We start from the raw sequence: 19,868 nt of genomic DNA, 5'->3' as shown, positions 1-19,868 counted from the left end.
GGGAGATATAGGCCGCGATGGCGGGAAAGCAGCCTCGGCGGCGAGATTTCAGGGGGCGGATGTTTCGTCGGGGAAGAGGATCGCTTCGTGATCCTGTGCGGCGTTGAGTATCCGCAGGATTTCAACTCGATCCTGACCGACCTGATAATACACGACATAATTCCCATGGGGCATTCGGCGGATACCGGCGCTTTCATGCCGGGCGACAAGGGCAAAACGCGTTGGGAAAGAAGCGAGACGCATGCAGCGCTCCAACAGCTCCTCTACAAACGTGACCGCTCTGGCCTGATTGAATTGTCCTATGTAATCGCCGATGCGCTCGAAATCGTATTCCGCCTCATCGGTGATTACGACGTTCACGCTCGACGATCTTTCCGCATGGCCTGATATTTAGCCTTCAGCCGGGCGGCTACTTCTTCGATCGGCTTGACGCGGCCAGCTTCGACATCGGCCAGCCCGCGCGCCAGCGCCTCATCCAGCTCCCGCTGTCGGCGCTCACGCAGTTCCAGAAGCCGGGTGGCCTCTTTCAGCACATCGTCACGCGTCTCGTAGCGGCCGGATTTTACCAGCTCGTCCACATAGTCATCGAAGTGTTTTCCGAGGTTTGCGCTGTCGGCCATGGCATGTGCTCCAACTCAGCGGAAGATAGCAATCGCGGGGTCGATTATCAACGCATCCGCAGGCCGGTCAGACGGTAGAAAGCTTCAGTTCCATACAGGTGAGGTCGAGCCAGCGGCCGAACTTGGTGCCGACTTCGGAGAACTTTCCGGCGATACGGAAACCGAGGGTCGTGTGGAGGGCGATGGAGGCGGCATTCTCGGCTTCGATGGCAGCGATCATGACGTGGACGCCGTTGGAGGCGGCGCGGGCGATCAGCTCTTCCATCAGCTTGCGGCCGATGCCGTGGCCGCGGAAATCGCGGTGTACATAGACGGAATGTTCGACCGTGAAGCGATAGCCGTCGAAGGCGCGCCAGTCGCCATAGGACGCATAGCCGGCGACAGCGCCGTCAAGCTCGGCGACCAGAACCGGATACCCTTTCGCCCTGCGCGCGTCAAACCAGGCGCGACGGTTGTCGAGATCGACCAGCGTCTCGTTCCAGATCGCCGTCGTGTTGGCGACGGCATCGTTGTAGATCTCCATGATGCCATGCAGATCGGCCTGGGCGGCGTCGCGGATGGTCAGGTTGCTGGTCGTCATGTTCTGTCCACTATATTTTCATCAAATCCACTTTAGCAGACGGCATTAATCTGTCGAGAGACCGATGGTGATGGACTGAATGAAATGCGCTGAGGTCAGATGCTGCTGCCGAGGCTGAAACAGGTCATCACCGCGCCGTAATGGACGGCGGCCGCGGCGACGACGAAGGCGTGCCAGATGGCGTTCTGAAAGCGCAGCCGTTCCCACACGTGGAAGATGACGCCGAGCGAGTAGATCAGTCCGCCGATGACGATCAGCCAGACGGTGACCGGCGGCAGATATTGCGAGACCTCGTCCATCACCATTACGCCGCTCCAGCCCATGGCGAGGTAAAGCAGGATGGCAAGCTTGTCGTAACGGCCGGGAAAGAGGCATTTCAACGAAATGCCGAGGATGGCCGTCAACCAGATCGCCGCCAGCATGGTCGCGATCCACGGATCGCCCGCTCCACGCTCCAGAAACGGCGTGTAGGTGGCGGCAATCAGGATGAATATCGCCGAGTGGTCCAGCCGGCGCAGGATCCACTTGGTCCGCGAATGGGGCCAAATATTGTATGTAAAGGAAATCGACAGGCAGAGAACGAGACCGAGCGCATAGACCCAGGCGGCGGCAATCTCCCCGTGGCTGGACCAGACGGTGGCATAGAAGATCAACGCCGTCGCACCGACCAGCGCAAAAACAATGCCGATGCCGTTTATAACGCCATCCGCAATGATCTCATGCAGGTCGTAATGCCGGCCGAAATTGAAGAGTTCGCTCATTACCCGCTGTCTCCCGTCCGCGACCAGAATGTAAGCATCCGGTCAAGAAGACAAGAGACGGCGGGCACAGGTCGATTCACATTCGGTTGCGGAAGGTAACTTGCGCCGGACGGCTCAGCGGTCGATCAGTACCGAGCAATTCGCGTGGCGCACGACGCGGTCGGCGGTAGCCCCGATGAGGTAGTTGGAAAAGTCCGGCACATGCGATGCGACGACGATGAGGTCGGCTTTGAATTGCTCCGCGGCAGCGAGGATTTCGCGCGCCGGAGCGCCCTGGCGGATTTCGATATCGGCTTCGATGCCAACCTTCTCGCGCAGGGCGGTCAGATGTTCGTCGGCATCCTTGCGGGCCTTGACCGTCATATCGATGGAAAGGTCCGACACGACATAGGCCGGCAGTTCCTCGACGACGTTGACGAGCAGGATCGTGCCGCCCTTGCCCTTCAGGTCGGCCGCCTTGCGCAGCACGCGCTCGGCCTTTTCGATCTGGGCGATGTCGACGGCGACGATGATCTTGTCATACATGGTGTGACCTCCTTTATATGCATTCACTGTCGGGCCAGCCTACACTCGCCGCTTTGATTCGCATCAAGGTTGATTGTCAACATTTACGAAACGAAGCTTCTCGGATTTTGCACCTTTCGTGAACGACGATCTTCGGCGATTGTTGGGTGGATGCGGCTTTAGCCGCCCCGGAGATGACCATGACGAAATCTGAAGCCGCCTTTGCCCTGACGCGCCCGGCCCATGTGGACCGCGCCCATCTGGTCGTCACCGACCTCGGCAGCGTATCGAAATTCTACGAGGACATTATCGGCCTGTCGGTGATGGACAAGAGCGAGAGCGGTATGTTGCTCGGCGCCCATGGCCTGCCGCTCCTACAGCTGACCACCGGCAGCGGTATCACGCGGGCACCGCGCCAGGCGGCCGGCCTTTTCCATACCGCTTTCCTGATGCCGAACCGCAGGGAGCTGGCGCATTGGTTGTCCCATGCGGCCCATCGCGGGGTGCAGCTGGACGGCGCGTCGGATCACCTCGTTTCGGAAGCGCTTTATCTCTCCGATCCGGAAGGCAACGGCATCGAAATCTATCGCGACCGTACGCCGGAGGAATGGACCTATTTCCCCGACGGAAGCGTGCAGATGGCGACCGAGCGGCTGAACCTGCAGGAGCTCTATAACTCGGCACCGCAGGGTGACTGGGCCGGCATGGCGCCGGGCGCATCGGTCGGCCATATCCATCTTCAGGTCGGCGACATTCCACAGGCGGACGCCTTCTATCAGGATGTGCTCGGGCTGAAGATCATGGCGCGTTATCCGGGTGCGAGCTTCTTCGCCACCGGCGGATACCATCACCATATCGCCGCCAACATCTGGAACAGCCGCGGCGCGACCGCCCGCCAGGACAAGATGACCGGGCTTTCGGACTACACGGTTCGCTTCAACGACCCGGCCGCGTTGCAGAAGGCTCTGGCCGCGCTCGACACCCAGCAAATCGTGGTCGAAAAGACTGCCGAAGGCCACAAGCTGAAGGACCCGTGGGGCATCGGCCTGACGCTCGCGGCCTGATCCATACAAGCCTGGATTTGAAAACTAACAATCAGTCGGCGTTCCGGAACCGGAGCGCCGTTTTTGCGTTCTGGCCGTGCAAGGGATCAAAGGGGACGCCATGACCGCGATCAGCGCTCGCAGCGCAGCGAAATCGAAGAAAAAACCGTCGACTTCGCTTTCCATCGGAGGGAGGCACTTTCGGCCGGCGAGCACGGGGACGCCGAGCCCGACGCGCCGCTCGTTCTCGGCCGCGATGCGCTGGAAGTCGCCATGGCATGGGCCGTGATCGGAATATTCCTGATCATCTTCTTCGGCATCGTCCATTACATGGCGCTTATCCTCATCCCGGTGACGCTCGCCGTCGTTGTCGGGCTCATTCTCGGGCTCGTGGCCGACAAGCTGGGCCGGGCCGGGGTGCCTCGCTTTGGCATCGCCGTGATCCTCTCCTCGCTGGTCTTTCTTGTCCTTTTCCTGATTGCCAATGCACTGGCAGAGCCTGTTGCAACGCTGGTGAACGAGGGGCCGAATTTCGTCGAGCGCTCCTATGACCGGTTGATGCCGTTCCTTGAACGACAGCAGTGGCTGAACATCTCTCCTCCACCTTCGACACCGGCGCAATGTCGATGGACAAGCTGCTTGAGAATTCCACCAACATACTCGGCGTGATAACAGCAAGCCTGACACCGGCGATCGTGCAGGGCATGATCTTCTTTGCCGCGCTGCTTCTGTTCCTCTATGGCCGGCTGAGGCTCCGCAAGACGCTGATCATGGCGTTTCCCCGCCGGCGCCAGCGGCTGATCGCCATTCGCGTGATGAACTCGATCGACCATGTGCTCGGCTATTATTTCGCAACCGCCAGCGTGCTCTATCTCGGCCTCGGCGTGGTTATGGCGATAATCGCCTATCTGTGCGGCCTCAGCGCACCGATCCTTTGGGGCATGTTCGCATTCCTATCGAGCTTCATCCCCTTCCTCGGCATCACGCTGATGACCATGTCTGTCGCAATCGCCGGCATCCTGACCCATGACGGGATCTTCTTTGCTCTGTTGCCTGCCTTCCTGTTCTTCTCCGTGCATCTCGTCATGGAGAACCTGATCTTCCCCGCAATCATGGGCCGCCAATGGGAGATCAATCCGTTCATCGTTTTCATCGCCATACTGTTTTGGACGTGGATGTGGGGAGCGGTCGGCGCCATGCTGGCGCTGCCGCTGTCGCTGATCATGATGACGGTGCTGGCGGAACTGTTTCCCGAGCGCAAGGCGACACCGCATCTGCCGGGTTGAGGCCTGCACGTTCAGAATAAAAGAAATTCCGCCCATTCAAGGTAACACCGTTGGCTTCTTCCGATCTGGACTTCGAAGACACGAGCCATGACGATCTTTCGACCGGGCTTTCTCCCTGGGGCAGCCAGGAAGGGACGCGGCCCGACCCGCCGAAACGGGTTTCGCTGACCGACAGCATCAAGACGGATGTCGCCGTGATCGGTGCCGGCATTACCGGCGCGCTTGCTGCCGAACACCTGACAAGCCTCGGCCATCAGGTCGTCGTCATCGATCGAGAACAGCCGGGCTTCGGCTCCACGCGGGCAAGCACGGCCATGCTGCAATGGGAGACGGACAGTTCGCTGACGGAACTGACAGAATTCTATGGGTTCGACGCGGCGGCGGACATCTACCGCCGCAGTTATGCCGCGGTGTCCGGGTTGTCAGACCTCGTGTCGACCCATCGACTTCCCTGCGCGTTCGACCCGCGTTCGACGCTCTATCTGGCCGCTGCAGACATTGGCGAGAAAGAACTGCGCGAGGAACTGGCATTGCGCCATCGCGCCGGATTGCCGGGCGGGTTGCTCAGCTACGATGCGCTGTTCCGGGAGCGCGGCTTCGATCGCGAGGCGGCGATCCTGTCTCCCGGCTCGGCCGAGGCCGATCCTCTGCTGCTGGCCTGGTCTCTGCTGCGCATCGCGGCCAGCCGCGGTGCTAAGGTCATCGATGCGGATGCGCTGAATTTCCATGATGAGGGGCGGCGCGTCGTCGTCGAAACCAGCGGCCAGCATGTGATCGAAGCCGCTCATGTCGTGCTCGCGACAGGTTACGTGATGCCGCATTTCGTCATGCCGGCGTGCCATACGATTTCCTCCAGCTTCGCACTGGCAACCGTGCCTCAGCAGCCTGATCAGCTATGGTCGGAACGGGCGCTCATCTGGGAAGCGGCCGAGCCCTACATCTACATGCGGATGACGGCGGACAACCGCATCATCTTCGGCGGCGAGGACGAGGAGATCGCCGATCCGCAGGCACGCGACGCGTTGCTGTGGGACAAGACGATGCGGCTGAAGCAGAAACTGCTGCAGCTTTGGCCGAAGACGAATGCGACGATCTCCCATGCCTGGTGCGGCGCCTTCGGCGAGACGTCCGACGGATTGCCGCTGATAGGGCCGGTGCCGGGCGCAAGCCGCATCTTTGCCGCCTATGGCTATGGCGGCAACGGCATCACCTTTTCCTATCTCGCCTCACGCATGATAGCGGCGATGATATCCGGTGACGGACGGGATTGGTTCGACCGGTTTGCGCTGGACCGCGACGTGAAAAAGGCCGGTTGAACTCAATCGTATAGGTAATACTTGGTCCACTGGTCGCGCGGAACCTTGGCTCCGATCTTGTAGTCGAAAGACGTGACCTTCAAACCCTTGTCGGCGGTCTCGCATTTGAACTTCAGGCGATACCAGTCGCCGCCGCTGCGGAACACGGCGCCCGGTGCCTTCATCTTGTTGCCGTTTTCAACGGGATCGGAAAACGTGTAGGCGATGACCTTGTCCGGCCGGAAGTCTCCTTCGGCGCGAATGCGATCCATCGCCTCCATGTCGCAGCGCTGCTCGCGCCGTTCATCCGGCGCCAGGGCATTCAGCTGCCGAATGACGCGCGCATCCAGAGAGTGGCTTGCAGAGGCGGAAAGCAGGACGACGGCCACCACCGACAGCGATCTCTTCATTTCATTTTCACCCAAACTGACTCGTAACGGCGCGGAAGCTAGGAGATGCAGCCGCAATTGACCACCTACCTATGAGGGCAATACGATGATGTGAACAGGTGGGCACCAGGTGGGACAGCGGATGACGGAAGGAATGCTTTCAGATGCCAAGAAAGAACAGATCAAGCTCCGTGCGACGTTTCTCAACAATATCGGCATCGGAATTATGCTGATCGGCGTCTTCACTCCCATCGTGCGCGTGATGAATGATTCCACAGCAGCCGCCGGCGGCCTTCTTCCGTTGGTCGGCAGCGTCGTGATTTGCTTTCCTTTCGGCATAGCATTACATTTTGCCGCAGGACTGATCCTGAAAGGTCTGAACAAATGACATACGAACAGATCATCGTATTCCTGACGATTGGCGTTGGATTGTCATTGGTCGTCGCATTCGTGTGGTGGCAGAACGAGCGCGACCTCGCGCCAATCCGCAAGGCACGGGAAGAGGCCAAGAAGAAGTAAGCCGCTCATCTCTTCGCGGCTTGCCTCCGCCTGCACCGCAACCTATCTCTGGCACTCCTTCCTTTCATACCGGAGTGCTTCCTTGGCCCCCTCCTCCAAAACGCCTTTCGCCAATCTTCCCGCCGCCCCGATCGCGCCCAAGAAGCCGGTGAGCGATACGCGCCACGGCATTACCCGCACCGACGATTACGCCTGGCTGCGCGCCGACAACTGGCAGGCGATGTTCAAGGATCCGTCGATCCTCGATCCCGAAATCCGCAAGCATCTGGAAGCCGAAAATGCCTATATGGAAGCTGCCCTCGGCGACACGGCCGAGCTGCAGAAGGCGCTGTTTGCCGAGATGCGCGGCCGCATCAAGGAGGACGATTCATCGGTTCCGGTGAAGGACGGCCCGTTTGCCTATGGTTCGCTTTTCGTCACCGGCGGCGAGCAGCCGCATTATTTCCGCACCCCGCGTGACGGCGGCGAGAAACAGACGCTGCTCGACGGCGACAAGGAAGCAGCGGGCAAGGATTATTTCCGCCTTGCCGGCATCGACCACACGACGGACCATAACCACGGCATCTGGGGTTATGACGACAAAGGGTCGGAGTACTTTACGCTGCGCATCCGCGATCTTGTCACTGGCGAAGATCTCGACGACGTGATCGAGAACACAGCCGGCGGGGGTGTCTGGGCGCCGGACGGCAAGAGCTTCTTCTATACGCTGCAGGACGAGAACCATCGCCCCTCCAAGGTCTTTCACCATATCGTCGGCCAGCCGCAGTCCTCCGACCGGCTGGTGTTCGAGGAAAAGGACCCGGGCTTCTTCATGGGCGTCGGCGGCTCACTGCTCGACGATTTCATCTATATCGACATCCATGACCACGAGACGTCCGAATATCGCCTGATCCCGACCTCCGACCTGATGGCCGGGCCCAAGCTTGTCGCCGAGCGCGAGGAAGGCATCGAGTATTCGATGACCGAGGGCGGCGACGTCTTCTACATTCTCACCAATGACGGCGACGCCAAGGACTTCAAGATCGTCGAGGCGCCGGCTTCTGCGCCTGGCAAGGAGAACTGGAAGGAAGTCGTGCCGCATGAGCCGGGCCGGCTGATCATCTCCCACATGGCCTATGTGCGTCACCTGATCTGGCTGCAGCGCAAGGACGGTCTGCCGCAGATCGTCATCCGCGACCGGGCGACCGGCGAAGAACATGCGATTGCCTTCGACGAGGAAGCCTATTCGCTGGGTCTTTCCGGTGCCGCCGAATACGAGACGAACACGATCCGCTTCTCCTATTCGTCGATGACAACGCCGACGCAGCTCTACGACTACGACATGGTCAGCCGCGAGCGCGTTCTCCTGAAGACCCAGGAAGTGCCGTCGGGCCATAATCCGGACGACTACGTCACCCGCCGCGTCATGGCGCCGGCGCATGACGGCGAGCTGGTTCCGGTCTCGCTGCTCTACCGTAAGGACACACCGCTCGACGGTTCGTCGCCCTGCCTGCTCTATGGCTACGGCGCCTATGGTATGACCATCCCGGCCTCGTTCTCCACCAATGCGCTGTCGCTGGCAGACCGCGGCATCGTCTATGCCATCGCCCATATCCGCGGCGGCAAGGACAAGGGCTTTGCCTGGTATGAAAACGGCAAGATGGAATTCAAGCAGAACACGTTCAAGGATTTCATTTCCGCCGCCGACCACCTGGTTTCGACCGGCTTCACGTCTTATGACCGCATCATCGCCGAGGGCGGTTCGGCCGGCGGCATGCTGATGGGGGCGATCGCCAACATGGCGCCGGAAAAGTTCGCCGGGATTATCGCCGCCGTGCCCTTCGTCGATGTTCTCAACACGATGCTGGACGACACGCTGCCGCTCACCCCGCCGGAATGGCCGGAATGGGGCAACCCGATCGAGTCTGAGGAAGAATACCGCTGGATCGCGGCCTATAGCCCCTACGACAACGTCACCGGCCGCGCCTATCCGCCGATCCTTGCGATTTCCGGCCTCACCGACCCGCGCGTGACCTATTGGGAGCCGACCAAGTGGGTGGCGAAGCTGCGCGAGATGACGACCGGCACGGCACCGATCCTGCTCAAGACCAACATGGCCGCCGGTCACGGCGGCAAGTCGGGTCGCTTCCAGCGTCTGGAAGAGATCGCCTTCGAATATGCCTTCGCGATCAAGGTTGCGGGGAAGATGTAAAGCATCGAGCCGCACACGTTTCCTGATCACTTGCCAAGACGGCGGATGGGCCTAACTATCCGCCGTCTCTTGCATTTCAGGACCATCTTATCGTGATCTCGACTATTCTCTGGAAGGCCGGCCGGCTGTCGCGCAGGCTCTGGGTCAAGGCTTCGCTCTATGGCGTTGTCGGCATTTCGACCGCGCTGGCGGCGATCGTCATCGGGCCATGGCTGCCGGAAGGGTTGCCGAGAAGCGTCGGGTCCAATGCAGTCGATGCCATCCTGCAGATCATTGCCTCAAGCATGCTGGCCGTCACGACATTCTCGCTCAGCACGCTGGTCAGCGCCACAGCGACGGCGGCAGGCAGTGCGACGCCCCGCGCCACGCAGCTTTTGCTGGAGGACCCGACGGCGCAGCGGGCGCTCTCCACCTTTCTCGGTGCCTTCCTGTTCTCACTGGTCAGCCTGATCGCGCTCAATACCGAACTTTACGGCGATGGCGGGCGGTTCGTGCTGTTCATCGCGACGCTTGTCGTGGTGGCGTTGATCGTCATCACGCTGCTGCGCTGGATGGACCACCTCGCCGGGCTCGGCAATATGGGCGAGACGATCAGCCGGGTGGAGCGGGCGGCCCAGGAGGCGATGGACGGTTACCGGCAGGCGCCGCTTCTCGGTGGCGTCGAGCTCGGCTCCGTGCCCGAGGCGGCGATTGCCATCTACCACGACGAGATCGGCTATCTGCAGCATCTCGATGTGGCAACGCTTTCCACCGTCGCCGAGGAGGCCGATGCCGAGATCTTCGTGACGCGACGAGCGGGCAGCTATTGCGACCCGGCCGTGCCGATCGCCTTTGTGGGTTTTTCCGGTGGAGCGCGCCCCGGCGAGAACGATCTGGCAGACAATATCCGCGCGGCCTTCACACTCGGCGACCGCCGCTCCTACGAGCAGGATCCGCGCTTCGGGCTGATTGCCCTATCGGAAATTTCCTCCCGCGCCCTGTCGCCCGGGATCAACGATCCGGGCACGGCGATCGACGTGCTTGCGGCCCTCGTGAGGGTGTTCGGCAAGTCGCACAGGACGGACGCCGAACGCGATGAAGGCCCGGTCTATCCGCGCGTGCACATTGCCGCATTGACGGAGGACGATCTGGTGGATGCCGCCTTCATGCCGACCTCGCGCGACGGCGCCGGCATGATCGAGGTGGCGATCCGGCTGCAGAAATCGCTCGCGGCCGTCGCCGGATGCGGCAATCCCGCGCTTGCGGCCGCTGCCGAGCGAATGGCCGCTCTCGCCGCCCGGCGCGGCATGGAGGCGCTCAGCTTCGCGCCCGACCGCGACAGGCTTGAGCGGGAGGTCGCAAGCATCGGCTCGCGTAAGCATTTCAACGGGATATCCGCCCTTACGCCCTAGGGTGGCGAAGCAGCGCGCGAGCACGCGCTGATCTCGTTTGTCAATGATCCAGACCTCGATCGAGATTCTCGACGCAAGCCTCGCGCAAGCTCCAGGCGTTAACCATTCGTTAACCAAACTGGACGTGGGCGAAACGCCATGAAGATCGACAGCGGCCTCAGCGGCTATCAGTATCCGAACCGCACCGTCGAGGTGCAACGCAAGCAGGAAGAAGTTGCACCGCGCGAAACGGCTACAACTGCGCGCTTTCCCGGCGCACTGACCGGCAGCAGCACGCTCTTGTCGAGTTCGCTTGCCAGCGCTCTCTGGGCGGTAGAAGCCGGCGACACAGACAGTGTACCGAGCCAGCAGGCGCCAGTTGCCCAGGAGTGGGTGCGCGACGTCTTCCAGGAATTCAACTGAGCGCAGCGCGCTTGAAGAACTGATGAGACGGCCACGCATTTTGCGTGGCCTTTTTCGTTCAGCCCACGAGCGGCGTCACCTCCACCGTGACATGAGACAGGCCGGAAATGGTCTTGAGCCTTTCCTTGTAAGATGCCGGCGTGGCTTCGGTCGTCGTTGCGACGGAGACGATCGTGGCGTAGTGTCCCGGCCCGACCTGCCAGACATGCAGGTCCAGCACCGTATCATCCGGCGTTTCCATGACGTGGCGGATCTCATCGGCAAGATCGGCGGCACCCGGTTCGGCATCGAGGAGCACGCCGGACGTCGCGCCGATCAGCCCCCACGACCATCGGGCGATGACGAGACCGCCAACGATGCCCATGATCGGATCGAGTGCATTCCAGCCATAGATGCGACCGAGGATGAGCGCGGCGATGGCGAGGACCGATGTCAGTGCATCGGCCAGCACATGCAGATAGGCGGCACGGAGATTGTTGTCCTCGGCCTTGCCGTGATCGCCCGCATGGGCGTGATCTCCGTGATGGCCGGAATGCGAATGGGTGCCGTGATGCCCGTGGTGACCGCCATGGGCGTGATCGTCACGCAACAGCCAGGCGCTGGCGAGGTTCACCAGCAGGCCGAGAACCGCGACGAGGATGGCCTGGTCGAAATCGATCGATACCGGGTTGGCGAGGCGGACGATGCTTTCCCAGGCGATGAAGAGCGCCACCAGCGCCAGAACGATGGCGCTGGCGAAACCCGCGAGATCACCGAGCTTGCCGGTGCCGAAGGTGTAGCGCGGGTTTTTCGCATTGCGTCGGGCATACATGTAGGCGAGCGCAGAGATCAGCATGGCGCCGGCATGGGTGGACATGTGCCAGCCATCGGCCATCAGCGCCATCGAGCCGAAGACCGAGCCGGCGACGATCTCGGCCACCATCATCGTCGCCGTCAGCGCAATGACGAGCCAGACCTTCTTCTCGTTGCGCTCATGATCCCTGCCCAGGAAGACATGGTCGTGGGTCAGGCCATCGACACTGTTTGCCATGATGTACTCCGTTGATACTCTTCGGTCCGGCGGGGCGCCTCCCCTGCGCGGCTACTTGATGTAGGTGCGCAGGACGCCGGCGAGTTCCTCCGCCGCACGGGTGCGCTCGGCGTCACTTTCCGCATGCACGACATGTTCATGCAGATGACCTTCGACGACTTCACCAGTCAGCCCGGCCAGCGCGCCGCGGATCGAAGCGAGAAGCTGGAGGACGTCGGCACAGGGTGCCTCGGCTTCCAACGATCGTTCGACCGCCTCCATCTGCCCTTTCATCCGGCGCACGCGCGCAAGAAGCTTCGCCTTGTCTCGAACGGTATGCGACATATCGGACTCCAATATAATATAGGGGGTATATTATATTTCGCGAAGCGAAGCTGCAAGCGTCGCGCTTTCGCGCTTGTGCTTTCCATCCGAAAAAACCTATCTAAAGCTCCAGAGACTAGAGCTATGGAGAGCGACCATGCTATCGATCGGCGATCTTTCGAAACGGACCGGGGTCAAGGTTCCGACTATCCGCTATTACGAGCAGATGGGGCTGATCGACGCTGCCGAACGGTCGGAGGGCAACCAGCGGCGCTACGAGCGGCAGGATCTGGAGCGGCTCGCCTTCATTCGCCACGCGCGCGATCTCGGGCTCGACATTTCCGCGATCCGCGAACTGATCGCGCTGAGTGCCCATCCGCACCAGCCCTGCGGCGACGCCGACCGGATCGCCGCCGACCACCTGAAGAGCGTCCGGACCAAGATCGAGAAACTGAAGAAACTTGAAGAGGAACTGGAGCGGATCGTTTCCCATTGCGACGGCGGTCATTTGATCGAGGACTGTTACGTCATCCGCTCGCTCTCGGACCATGGACTGTGCGAGGGAGAGCATTGATGAGCAGCAAGTAACGGAGGCGGCAGGATGCCCTTCGCAGTCGATACAACCAAAGAGTTTATCATTTATATTATCTTGTTTAGATTGTCTTTCTGCCGTACAGATCCTGTATGCCATCGGGCTTTGGGGGATGACGATGAAGGCAAGTATTGCGCTGATGAGCATGGTTTTGCTTTCCGCTTGTGGATCAGGTTCAAGAGGCGTTGTGTCAGCGCCATCCCTGGAAAGTATCCGCCCCGCGAATTATTCCACGATCCTGCCGTCCAACGCGCCCAAGATCGGCGCGCTATATTTTTCAGGAACCGGCAAGCGGCCCAAATTCGCCCTGCCTGACGGCACGATATTCAACGAGCTTTGCTACGACGACTACACGAAAACTGCGGCCCTCAACGAGTTGAGCAAGCAGATTGTCGATGATGGCATCCGCATAGACAGCAAGACAATCAAGTCCGAGCTGAGCGGCAACGCCTCGTTCAGCTCACCCAAGATAGCCCAGCTCGCCTCCCTCACCCTCGGGGGTAAAGCCAGCCGGGACAAGACGCTCCAATTGACGAACGTCCGGGAGATTTCCTGACCGACGAGGGTGCGGGAATTATCCGCGACAATCTCGGAGACAAGTGCCGCGCCACCATTGCCCAGATGAAAAGGGAGCAGAGAGAGGTAGTTCTGCTCCTGAGTGCCTGGCGCGCGGACAAGGTGACGGACACCACCACATCCGATGACGGCTTCGAGGGCGGCGTCGCGATCGGCGGCAGCATCAAAACCGGTAATTCGAACGTTACCACCACCGGTCCCGGCATCAGAGGCGGAGGCGGGAGGAAGGCCTCCGATTCCACTACCTATTCGCTGGTCTATCTTTTCATCAACCCGGATAAGGAAAGCATGTAGCGCGCTTGTCGAGATCCGATCCCGGCCGCAATGGAAGCCCACGCCCCCCATTGACAAGCCTTTCGGACAGGCGCATGAGAGCGTCCATGATCAATACGCGCCTCACCACCGCCGCAACGTATTTTTGGGCCTACCTGTAAAGGGCGGCTCGACAGATCATCATGTCAACAAGCCGCCGTCAGGCGGCTTTGTTGTATCAAACGGCACCTGACGGCAAAACGAGACCGGAACTGGATGCCGACAATGACCGAAGATTCTGAAATATCCCTTCCCCGCCCCTCCGTGGTGACGATCCGCAGCGCCAAGCGCCACGATCTGCCCGAGCTCAACGAGATGATCGCGCTTCTGGCCGCGCATCACCATGACGCCTCGGCCATGACGCCCGACATTCTCGAGCGCGATCTGTTCGGCGACATGCCCTGGATCAACGTGATCGTCGCCGATACCGGCAGCGAACTGATGGGCTACGCCATTCTCGTGCCGCTCTACCGTGCCGAGGCAGGCTCGCGCGGCATGGACCTGCACCATCTCTTCGTGCGCGACGGCCATCGCGGCCATGGCATAGGCCATCACCTCGTCGCCCGCGCCCGTGAAATTGCCAGGAATGCAGGCTGCGGCTATCTTTCGGTCAGCGCCGCCACCGGCAATTCCGCCGCGCATCGCTTCTACGAGCAGATGGATTTCAAACCGCGGCCGGTGACCGGCATGCGCTATACGCAGGCGCTCGCCTGAGGCATCCGCTTCCGCGCGAGGCATTGATCCTGTAGGCATCCTGAAGGAGAGGACGAGATGACCGCAATCGCCGTGGCGCTTACGCCGGAATTTGCCGATTGGGAATGCGCGCTGCTGATGGCCGTGGCGCGCAGCTATCTCGGCGTCACCGTCAAGACGGCGACCGCCGACGGCGAGCCGGTGACCTCCATGGGCGGCCTTAAGGTGACGCCCGATCTCGCCTATGGGGATCTGCAGCCGAAGGATTTCGACGCGATCGTCGTGCCGGGCGGGCTCGCCTGGGAAAAGAATGTGGTGCCCGAAGGCCTCGACGACCTGATCATCGCGTTCCGCGAGCACCGCAAGATGACCGCCGGCATTTGCGCCGCCGCCAGCATGCTGGCAGGCGCGGGCGTGCTCAACGGCGTCGCCCATACCGGCAACCGGCTCGGCTCGCATGAAAGCTACCCGGCCTATTCCGGCACGGATCATTATGTCGACGGCCCGAAGGCGGTGCATGCGGACGGCGTGGTGACTGCTGCGGGGACGGCGCCTTTCACGTTCACCGTGGAGGTGCTCAAAGGCCTCGGCCTATGGGATGCGACGGCTGAGGAGGAGCTTGCGCCGTTTTCGGCCGAGCATCGGTGAGCCGCGCCGACCTATTCTGCAGCCGACCTATTCAGCGGCTGGATCGATGGCGCTGACGACACGGGCGACGATCTCATCCATTGTCGGCTGATCCAAAGTCTCGATGTAGCGTGCGGTCTTGCTCTGGACTCTTGCCGGGATATCGAAGCTGCGGACCTGATTGCAGACGGCAACGCCAGTCGTGTCATGACCCGAAATCGGAACGGCGAGACCCACATTGCGGGTGAAACCGCCCCCGCTTGTGATCGGCACGGTCATCGCCACGCCGAGCGCATTGATTTCGCGCGGTGTGATGACCACGAAGCGGTGCCGGTCCTTTATCTCCCTACCCGCGACCGGATTGGGGTCGATCCAGAAGACGTCGCCACGATTGGGCACATTGCTGCGCACCATCATGAAATTTCGTGCCCGACCGGATCCCCTTCGGTGGCCCAGGCCACGTCCGCATTCAGCCTGGACATGGCGTCCTTGCCTTCCAGCAGTTCGCTAAGCTTGTAGCGCCTTTTGGCACTCCTGAGCGGCTTCACCACCAGTTCGCCTTCAGACATCTCCAACGAAAGCTGGTCGCCGATCTCCAGCTGCATCGTCTTCAAGACAGCCGGCGGTATGGTCACGATCGCCGCACCGCCCTGCTTTCTGATCTTTGTGGTGATGCTCATGGCCATGCCCTCATGTGCTACAAATATAGCACTTAGTGGATCGGGTGCAAGTTTGCCATCACTGCGACGGCACCGCCTTCAGATAAGCCGCGATCGCCTCCAGGTCGCTTTTCGGCAGATGCGCCATGTTGCGCTGGACCTCAACCATCGAGCCGCCGACGGAATCGTAGTCGGGGGTGAAGCCGGTTTCCAGGTAGTTGGCGATGTCGGCCTCGCTCCAGGAGCCAATGTCGCCGCCGGGGGTGATATCGGGGATGGTGCCCTCGCCTTCCGGGTTCGGTCCGCCGGCGAGCCATTTGCCGGCCTCGAAACCGCCGAGCGCGTTGCGCGGCGTGTGGCATTCGCCGCAATGGCCCGGGCCTTCGACGAGATACTGGCCGCGCTTGACCTTGTCGTCGACGGAGGTGAGTTCGACGCGCGGCTGGTCGTTGAAATAGAGGAATTTCCAGCCACCTACCGCCATGCGGATATTGAAGGGAAATCCGAGTTCATGGCCGGGCGCGACATTGCCGCTCGCCGGCAGCGTCTTCAGGTAGCCGAACAGGTCGTTGACGTCCTTCGGCGACATGCGCGCATAGGAGCCATAAGGGAAGGACGGGTAGAGATGTTCACCGCCCGGTCCGACGCCGCGGGTCATTGCATTGCCGAATTGGGCGAGCGTCCAACTGCCGATGCCGGCCTGCGGATCGGGCGAGATATTGGGGATGTGGAACGTGCCGAACGGGCTGGGCAGCGCCCTACCGCCGGACATGATCTTCAGCGCATCGCCCTCTGCGCCCGTCGCGGCATGGCAGCTTGCACAGCCGCCGGCCCAGAAGATCTGCTCGCCATTGGCGAGGTCGGGCTCGCCGAGATCGGCCCAGTAACTGTCGGGATGGGGATCGGGCTTGGTCAGCGCCCAGGCGGCACCGGCGCCGATCGCTATCACCGCGGCGCCAGCTGCCGCTATCTTTGACCAGGTCGAGGCCATGGCATGTCTCCCGCTGTCGGTGGCCGGGCAGATCGGATCGAAGAGCCGCGGACAGGCTGCCGCGGCTCCCGGTCCATCCGCGTTATCGCTTCAGGCGGTAGGTCTGGTGGCAGGTGCCGCAATTGGCGCCGAGCGTCTTGACGGCTTCCTGCACGCCGGCCTGGTCTGCCGGCATGGAGGCGAGGATCGTGTCGGCATCGCCTGCGAGCTTGGCCGACTTGGCCTTGAAGTCGTCCATGTTATCCCAGATCGCCGGCGCCGCCGCCGAATTGACTTCCGAACCTGCGGGGAACTGGTCAGGGAAGGCCTTCATGTCGGTGCTGATCGTGGTCAGTGCGGTCTTCACCACGTCCGCATCGAACGGCTTTTCGCCCTTGGCGATGCCGCCGAGCGCGGCCATGGCGCCGCCGACCTGCTTCATCATCTGCTCGCGCTTCTGCACGACCGCATCCTGCGCCGTGACGGCTGTCGCCGCCAAGCCAAGACAGAGCGCGGTGGTGGCGATGGTGGTGATCCTGAACTTCATGCGTGCTTTCTCCTCGTTGCGCGGCCAGCCGGGCCCGCGATTTTCGCGCCATGATAGTGGCCCGGCTTATGCGCTTGAAAGAAATCACGTTTCTGTCAGACTTACCAGAGATCAACCCATATGAGTGAACACTGCGTTCACCGATCGAAGACGTTGCAGATCAGCCGCGAATGCCCTCCCACAGCGTCAGTGCCGAGACCGCGACGAGCATTGCCCCGCATATGCGCCCGGTCCAGATTGTGGCTGCGCCGTTGCCGATGAGGAAGCGGCGGGCACGACCGGCCGCCAGCGCAAGGCTTCCATAGATGGCAAGCTGCATCCCGGCCGTCATCGCCGCCATGACCGCAGCCTGGGGTGCGAGCGGGCCGAAATCCGGCCGCAGGAATTGCGGATAGACGGCCAGCATGAAGAGATAGGCTTTTGGGTTGATCAGGCAGGTGAGCACGCCCCGACGGAAGGCTTCCCAGTTGGTACGGGTGTCGGCGTGGCCGACATCCTCCACCACGATGGCGCTGCGCATCAGCGTGACGCCGATCCATGCCATGTAGAGCCCGCCGACGATCATCAGCGGCGTGAACAACACGGGGATGAGCTTCGCCAGCAGGCCAACGCCGAGCGCGCCATAAAGCGAGTGGACGAGCCCACCGAGCATCATGCCGCCGGTCGCGGCCAATCCGGCACCGCGCCCACGGGTGAGCGCATTGGCCAGTACGAACATCATGTCCATGCCCGGCAGGATGATGATGCCGAACAAAAGCGTCGAAAAGAGCCAGAGATTTTCGCCATAGGTCATTGTCAGTTACCGCCCCATCCGATGGACGGACCAAATGGTCGCAAACCTTGCCGCCCATGTCCGTCTGCGATTTTATAGGACAGCCCAACTGACAGTGCTCTGTCAGTTGCGTTACAAATGGAGTGAAGAATGCGCAAGGCGTCGCGCCTGTTCGAGATCATCCAGATCCTGCGGCTGGCGCGGCGGCCGGTAACGGGAGCGGAAATCGCTGCGCAGCTGGAGGTGACGGTACGGTCGATCTACAGGGATATCGCTGCGCTGCAGGCGATGCGTGTGCCTATCGAGGGCGAGCGCGGCATCGGCTATATCCTGCGCCCCGGTTTCACCCTGCCGCCGCTGATGCTGTCGATCGAGGAGACGGAAGCGATCGTGCTGGCGCTCGCACTTCTGGAGCGGACGGGTGATACGGAACTGAAGCGGGCGGCAAAGCAGGTGAACCGCAAGATCGCCGCCGTCGTGCCTGCGCCGCTGACCCAGACCTTTTCCGCCAACGCGCTGCATGCCTGGGGCACGGTGGCGCCGGTGCCGGATGCCGTCGATCTCGGCCTCGTCAGGCGCGCCATCCGCGACGAGCAGAAGCTGCTGCTCGATTACCGCGACGAACTCGGCACCGCGACGGAACGGACGATCCGGCCGATCGCGCTGATCTATTATTCGCAGACGGCCAATATCGTCGCGTGGTGCGAGCTCAGACAGGCGATCCGCAATTTTCGCGTCGACCGGGTGGAGCATTGCGAGTCGGTCGACGACTTCTTTCCCGGAGAGGGAGACAGGCTGCGCAAGATCTGGGTCGATGGATGGACGGCGGCGGCCGGCTGATTACAGAGGCAGCGTGCGGCTTTCCTCGCGGCCATGGCCGATAATCTCGATGCGGTCGGCATAGAGTTCGACGACGGCAAAAGTATTTTCCGTCTCGGTATCGACCATGCCCTTGAAATTCACATACCAGGTGGAGCCGTGGCGGCCGAGATTGCCGGCGTGATAATGGCCGTTGAGATAGGCGATGACATTACCGGAACGCTGGAAAAGGTCGACGACCCGGTCGCAATCCCAGAGATTGTGGTCATGCTCGGGAAAGAGCGGATAGTGGCCCATGACCACGACCTTTTCTTCCCTCGCCCTGGCCTCAGTAAGCGTTTCTTCCAGCCAGGCGAACTGGGTGTCGCTGATGCCGGCATTCCAGGCCTTGGCGTTGATCGCGCCCGCGGCCGTCAGCGCCTCGAGGCGACGACCCGCTTCCGCGTGGCGCGGATCGCCTTCCGGCGTGGAGAAGAGGCTGATCTCGTTGCCATCGATCACCACGAGGCGGATGCCGCTGCGTGAGAAATGATGCCATGGCGCCGGCATGCCGAGGCGGGCATGCACCTCGCACATCTTCTCCGGCGCAACGTAGAAATCATGGTTGCCGGGCAGGAGAATGCTCTCGTGGCGCAGCGCGTCATAGAGCGGCAGGATGGCATCGAAGCTCTGCCAGTCGCGGTCGATCAGATCGCCGAGCGTAACGACGAAGGAAAGGTCTTCACCATTGAAGACCTCGATCGCCTCGGCAAGCTTCTTCGGGCTGTTACGATAGTATCGCTCCGCCTCCGGCTTGGGATCGGCATCAGCATATTGGGGATCGGCGATGACACCGAAACGGATGAGCGGTTCTGCAGAGGACATGCCGCGCGGCGTAATCGCGGGACGTGACAGTGGTGTGACAGGACTAAGAACAGCCATCAGACCGTCGGCGCCATGGGCCCGAAGTGGACTGATAGTCAGGTTACGCCGACATTTACCGTAACG

Annotated in this window: 27 protein-coding genes and 1 pseudogene; 14 read left to right on the top strand and 14 right to left on the bottom strand. The window is 61.5% G+C overall.

The window, feature by feature from the left end; translation table 11 throughout:
* Window positions 1-48: 48 nt before the first annotated feature.
* The 5 genes from N7E02_RS21135 to N7E02_RS21115 all read right to left on the bottom strand — a co-directional run bounded on the left by N7E02_RS21135 (window position 49) and on the right by N7E02_RS21115 (window position 2,486).
* Window positions 49-360, bottom strand: coding sequence for a type II toxin-antitoxin system RelE/ParE family toxin (locus N7E02_RS21135; RefSeq protein WP_286579576.1), 312 nt, complete (start codon window positions 358-360; stop codon window positions 49-51).
* A complete protein-coding gene (locus N7E02_RS21130; protein ID WP_286579574.1) occupies window positions 357-620 on the bottom strand; it encodes a type II toxin-antitoxin system ParD family antitoxin in 264 nt (87 codons plus the stop codon). Before N7E02_RS21130 ends, N7E02_RS21135 begins: the two co-directional genes overlap by 4 nt.
* A gap of 67 nt (window positions 621-687) precedes the next feature.
* Window positions 688-1,200, bottom strand: coding sequence for a GNAT family N-acetyltransferase (locus N7E02_RS21125; RefSeq protein WP_286579573.1), 513 nt, complete (start codon window positions 1,198-1,200; stop codon window positions 688-690).
* Window positions 1,201-1,295: 95 nt separating this feature from the next.
* Window positions 1,296-1,961: a PAQR family membrane homeostasis protein TrhA gene (trhA, locus tag N7E02_RS21120; RefSeq protein ID WP_286579572.1), complete on the bottom strand. Its 666-nt coding sequence runs from the start codon at window positions 1,959-1,961 to the stop codon at window positions 1,296-1,298.
* Window positions 1,962-2,075: 114 nt separating this feature from the next.
* On the bottom strand, window positions 2,076-2,486 hold the full coding sequence (locus tag N7E02_RS21115; RefSeq protein ID WP_286579571.1) for a universal stress protein: 411 nt from the start codon (window positions 2,484-2,486) through the stop codon (window positions 2,076-2,078).
* A 179-nt stretch (window positions 2,487-2,665) separates the two neighbouring features.
* On the opposite strand from N7E02_RS21115, the gene N7E02_RS21110 reads away from it, so the two are divergent.
* From N7E02_RS21110 to N7E02_RS21100, 3 genes and pseudogenes are all read left to right on the top strand, one after another.
* Complete coding sequence (locus N7E02_RS21110) at window positions 2,666-3,529, top strand: VOC family protein (protein WP_286579570.1); 864 nt, start codon at window positions 2,666-2,668, stop codon at window positions 3,527-3,529.
* 132 nt (window positions 3,530-3,661) lie between these two features.
* A pseudogene (locus N7E02_RS21105) lies at window positions 3,662-4,794 on the top strand (AI-2E family transporter).
* A gap of 50 nt (window positions 4,795-4,844) precedes the next feature.
* Window positions 4,845-6,110 (top strand): NAD(P)/FAD-dependent oxidoreductase, encoded by a 1,266-nt coding sequence (locus N7E02_RS21100; RefSeq protein ID WP_286579569.1) that lies wholly within the window; start codon window positions 4,845-4,847, stop codon window positions 6,108-6,110.
* 2 nt (window positions 6,111-6,112) lie between these two features.
* Here the strand turns inward: N7E02_RS21100 and N7E02_RS21095 are convergent, their stop codons facing one another.
* Window positions 6,113-6,499, bottom strand: a complete 387-nt coding sequence (locus tag N7E02_RS21095) for a DUF930 domain-containing protein (RefSeq protein WP_286579567.1) — start codon at window positions 6,497-6,499, stop codon at window positions 6,113-6,115.
* Between the two features lie 121 nt (window positions 6,500-6,620).
* Here N7E02_RS21095 and N7E02_RS21090 point away from each other — a divergent pair, with 121 nt between their 5' ends.
* From N7E02_RS21090 to N7E02_RS21070, 5 genes are all read left to right on the top strand, one after another.
* Window positions 6,621-6,866 carry a hypothetical protein gene (locus N7E02_RS21090; protein WP_286579566.1) on the top strand — a complete coding sequence of 82 codons (246 nt, stop codon included), beginning with the start codon at window positions 6,621-6,623 and terminating at the stop codon, window positions 6,864-6,866.
* Window positions 6,863-6,997 carry a hypothetical protein gene (locus tag N7E02_RS21085; protein WP_286579564.1) on the top strand — a complete coding sequence of 45 codons (135 nt, stop codon included), beginning with the start codon at window positions 6,863-6,865 and terminating at the stop codon, window positions 6,995-6,997. The genes N7E02_RS21090 and N7E02_RS21085 overlap by 4 nt, the downstream gene beginning before the upstream one ends.
* An 82-nt stretch (window positions 6,998-7,079) precedes the next feature.
* Entirely contained in the window at window positions 7,080-9,188 is a 2,109-nt protein-coding gene (locus N7E02_RS21080) for a S9 family peptidase (protein ID WP_286579562.1), read from the top strand.
* A 92-nt stretch (window positions 9,189-9,280) separates the two neighbouring features.
* Complete coding sequence (locus N7E02_RS21075) at window positions 9,281-10,579, top strand: DUF2254 domain-containing protein (RefSeq protein ID WP_286579561.1); 1,299 nt, start codon at window positions 9,281-9,283, stop codon at window positions 10,577-10,579.
* Window positions 10,580-10,717: 138 nt separating this feature from the next.
* The gene (locus N7E02_RS21070; protein ID WP_286579559.1) at window positions 10,718-10,981 is read left to right on the top strand and encodes a hypothetical protein; all 264 of its coding nucleotides are present in this window, start codon (window positions 10,718-10,720) and stop codon (window positions 10,979-10,981) included.
* A 58-nt stretch (window positions 10,982-11,039) separates the two neighbouring features.
* On the opposite strand, the gene dmeF is transcribed toward N7E02_RS21070, so the two are convergent.
* Both dmeF and dmeR read right to left on the bottom strand, forming a co-directional pair.
* A complete protein-coding gene (gene dmeF / locus N7E02_RS21065) occupies window positions 11,040-12,011 on the bottom strand; it encodes a CDF family Co(II)/Ni(II) efflux transporter DmeF (RefSeq protein ID WP_286579558.1) in 972 nt (323 codons plus the stop codon).
* Window positions 12,012-12,062: 51 nt separating this feature from the next.
* Window positions 12,063-12,335 (bottom strand): Ni(II)/Co(II)-sensing transcriptional repressor DmeR, encoded by a 273-nt coding sequence (dmeR, locus tag N7E02_RS21060; RefSeq protein ID WP_286579557.1) that lies wholly within the window; start codon window positions 12,333-12,335, stop codon window positions 12,063-12,065.
* A 136-nt stretch (window positions 12,336-12,471) separates the two neighbouring features.
* Between dmeR and N7E02_RS21055 the strand changes: the two genes are divergently transcribed.
* The 5 genes from N7E02_RS21055 (at window position 12,472) to N7E02_RS21035 (ending at window position 15,135) form a co-directional block, all read left to right on the top strand.
* A complete protein-coding gene (locus tag N7E02_RS21055) occupies window positions 12,472-12,888 on the top strand; it encodes a MerR family transcriptional regulator (protein WP_286579555.1) in 417 nt (138 codons plus the stop codon).
* A 136-nt stretch (window positions 12,889-13,024) separates the two neighbouring features.
* Window positions 13,025-13,462 carry a hypothetical protein gene (locus N7E02_RS21050; RefSeq protein WP_286579554.1) on the top strand — a complete coding sequence of 146 codons (438 nt, stop codon included), beginning with the start codon at window positions 13,025-13,027 and terminating at the stop codon, window positions 13,460-13,462.
* Between the two features lie 122 nt (window positions 13,463-13,584).
* Window positions 13,585-13,776 (top strand): hypothetical protein, encoded by a 192-nt coding sequence (locus N7E02_RS21045; protein WP_286579553.1) that lies wholly within the window; start codon window positions 13,585-13,587, stop codon window positions 13,774-13,776.
* Window positions 13,777-14,019: 243 nt separating this feature from the next.
* Window positions 14,020-14,508, top strand: coding sequence for a GNAT family N-acetyltransferase (locus N7E02_RS21040; RefSeq protein WP_286579552.1), 489 nt, complete (start codon window positions 14,020-14,022; stop codon window positions 14,506-14,508).
* A gap of 57 nt (window positions 14,509-14,565) precedes the next feature.
* Complete coding sequence (locus N7E02_RS21035) at window positions 14,566-15,135, top strand: DJ-1/PfpI family protein (protein ID WP_286579551.1); 570 nt, start codon at window positions 14,566-14,568, stop codon at window positions 15,133-15,135.
* 27 nt (window positions 15,136-15,162) lie between these two features.
* On the opposite strand, the gene mazF is transcribed toward N7E02_RS21035, so the two are convergent.
* From mazF to N7E02_RS21010, 5 genes are all read right to left on the bottom strand, one after another.
* Window positions 15,163-15,531 (bottom strand): type II toxin-antitoxin system toxin MazF, encoded by a 369-nt coding sequence (mazF, locus tag N7E02_RS21030; RefSeq protein WP_286579550.1) that lies wholly within the window; start codon window positions 15,529-15,531, stop codon window positions 15,163-15,165.
* On the bottom strand, window positions 15,528-15,800 hold the full coding sequence (gene mazE, locus N7E02_RS21025; RefSeq protein ID WP_286579549.1) for a type II toxin-antitoxin system antitoxin MazE: 273 nt from the start codon (window positions 15,798-15,800) through the stop codon (window positions 15,528-15,530). Before mazE ends, mazF begins: the two co-directional genes overlap by 4 nt.
* A gap of 52 nt (window positions 15,801-15,852) precedes the next feature.
* Window positions 15,853-16,764 (bottom strand): cytochrome c, encoded by a 912-nt coding sequence (locus tag N7E02_RS21020; RefSeq protein ID WP_286579548.1) that lies wholly within the window; start codon window positions 16,762-16,764, stop codon window positions 15,853-15,855.
* Between the two features lie 82 nt (window positions 16,765-16,846).
* A complete protein-coding gene (locus N7E02_RS21015; protein WP_286579547.1) occupies window positions 16,847-17,290 on the bottom strand; it encodes a c-type cytochrome in 444 nt (147 codons plus the stop codon).
* Between the two features lie 160 nt (window positions 17,291-17,450).
* A complete protein-coding gene (locus tag N7E02_RS21010) occupies window positions 17,451-18,083 on the bottom strand; it encodes a LysE family translocator (protein ID WP_286579546.1) in 633 nt (210 codons plus the stop codon).
* 129 nt (window positions 18,084-18,212) lie between these two features.
* Between N7E02_RS21010 and N7E02_RS21005 the strand changes: the two genes are divergently transcribed.
* A complete protein-coding gene (locus tag N7E02_RS21005; RefSeq protein WP_286579545.1) occupies window positions 18,213-18,902 on the top strand; it encodes a helix-turn-helix transcriptional regulator in 690 nt (229 codons plus the stop codon).
* Here N7E02_RS21005 and N7E02_RS21000 read toward each other — a convergent pair whose 3' ends face one another.
* Window positions 18,903-19,802: a metallophosphoesterase gene (locus N7E02_RS21000; protein WP_374730650.1), complete on the bottom strand. Its 900-nt coding sequence runs from the start codon at window positions 19,800-19,802 to the stop codon at window positions 18,903-18,905.
* Between the last annotated feature and the right edge of the window lie 66 nt (window positions 19,803-19,868).

This window comes from Terrirhizobium terrae (assembly GCF_030323265.1).
Lineage (GTDB): Bacteria > Pseudomonadota > Alphaproteobacteria > Rhizobiales > Rhizobiaceae > Neorhizobium.
This window is presented reverse-complemented; position numbering and strand designations above follow the sequence as displayed.

What these genes read in the sequence shown, in the direction of transcription:
- N7E02_RS21130 (WP_286579574.1), bottom strand. Translation starts at nt 620, where the DNA reads ATGGCCGACAGCGCAAACCTCGGAAAACACTTCGATGACTATGTGGAC.
- N7E02_RS21125 (WP_286579573.1), bottom strand. Translation starts at nt 1,200, where the DNA reads ATGACGACCAGCAACCTGACCATCCGCGACGCCGCCCAGGCCGATCTG.
- trhA (WP_286579572.1), bottom strand. Translation starts at nt 1,961, where the DNA reads ATGAGCGAACTCTTCAATTTCGGCCGGCATTACGACCTGCATGAGATC.
- N7E02_RS21115 (WP_286579571.1), bottom strand. Translation starts at nt 2,486, where the DNA reads ATGTATGACAAGATCATCGTCGCCGTCGACATCGCCCAGATCGAAAAG.
- N7E02_RS21110 (WP_286579570.1), top strand. Translation starts at nt 2,666, where the DNA reads ATGACGAAATCTGAAGCCGCCTTTGCCCTGACGCGCCCGGCCCATGTG.
- N7E02_RS21095 (WP_286579567.1), bottom strand. Translation starts at nt 6,499, where the DNA reads ATGAAGAGATCGCTGTCGGTGGTGGCCGTCGTCCTGCTTTCCGCCTCT.
- N7E02_RS21090 (WP_286579566.1), top strand. Translation starts at nt 6,621, where the DNA reads ATGACGGAAGGAATGCTTTCAGATGCCAAGAAAGAACAGATCAAGCTC.
- N7E02_RS21085 (WP_286579564.1), top strand. Translation starts at nt 6,863, where the DNA reads ATGACATACGAACAGATCATCGTATTCCTGACGATTGGCGTTGGATTG.
- N7E02_RS21070 (WP_286579559.1), top strand. Translation starts at nt 10,718, where the DNA reads ATGAAGATCGACAGCGGCCTCAGCGGCTATCAGTATCCGAACCGCACC.
- dmeF (WP_286579558.1), bottom strand. Translation starts at nt 12,011, where the DNA reads ATGGCAAACAGTGTCGATGGCCTGACCCACGACCATGTCTTCCTGGGC.
- dmeR (WP_286579557.1), bottom strand. Translation starts at nt 12,335, where the DNA reads ATGTCGCATACCGTTCGAGACAAGGCGAAGCTTCTTGCGCGCGTGCGC.
- N7E02_RS21055 (WP_286579555.1), top strand. Translation starts at nt 12,472, where the DNA reads ATGCTATCGATCGGCGATCTTTCGAAACGGACCGGGGTCAAGGTTCCG.
- N7E02_RS21050 (WP_286579554.1), top strand. Translation starts at nt 13,025, where the DNA reads ATGAAGGCAAGTATTGCGCTGATGAGCATGGTTTTGCTTTCCGCTTGT.
- N7E02_RS21040 (WP_286579552.1), top strand. Translation starts at nt 14,020, where the DNA reads ATGACCGAAGATTCTGAAATATCCCTTCCCCGCCCCTCCGTGGTGACG.
- N7E02_RS21035 (WP_286579551.1), top strand. Translation starts at nt 14,566, where the DNA reads ATGACCGCAATCGCCGTGGCGCTTACGCCGGAATTTGCCGATTGGGAA.
- mazF (WP_286579550.1), bottom strand. Translation starts at nt 15,531, where the DNA reads ATGATGGTGCGCAGCAATGTGCCCAATCGTGGCGACGTCTTCTGGATC.
- mazE (WP_286579549.1), bottom strand. Translation starts at nt 15,800, where the DNA reads ATGGCCATGAGCATCACCACAAAGATCAGAAAGCAGGGCGGTGCGGCG.
- N7E02_RS21020 (WP_286579548.1), bottom strand. Translation starts at nt 16,764, where the DNA reads ATGGCCTCGACCTGGTCAAAGATAGCGGCAGCTGGCGCCGCGGTGATA.
- N7E02_RS21015 (WP_286579547.1), bottom strand. Translation starts at nt 17,290, where the DNA reads ATGAAGTTCAGGATCACCACCATCGCCACCACCGCGCTCTGTCTTGGC.
- N7E02_RS21010 (WP_286579546.1), bottom strand. Translation starts at nt 18,083, where the DNA reads ATGACCTATGGCGAAAATCTCTGGCTCTTTTCGACGCTTTTGTTCGGC.
- N7E02_RS21005 (WP_286579545.1), top strand. Translation starts at nt 18,213, where the DNA reads ATGCGCAAGGCGTCGCGCCTGTTCGAGATCATCCAGATCCTGCGGCTG.
- N7E02_RS21000 (WP_374730650.1), bottom strand. Translation starts at nt 19,802, where the DNA reads ATGGCTGTTCTTAGTCCTGTCACACCACTGTCACGTCCCGCGATTACG.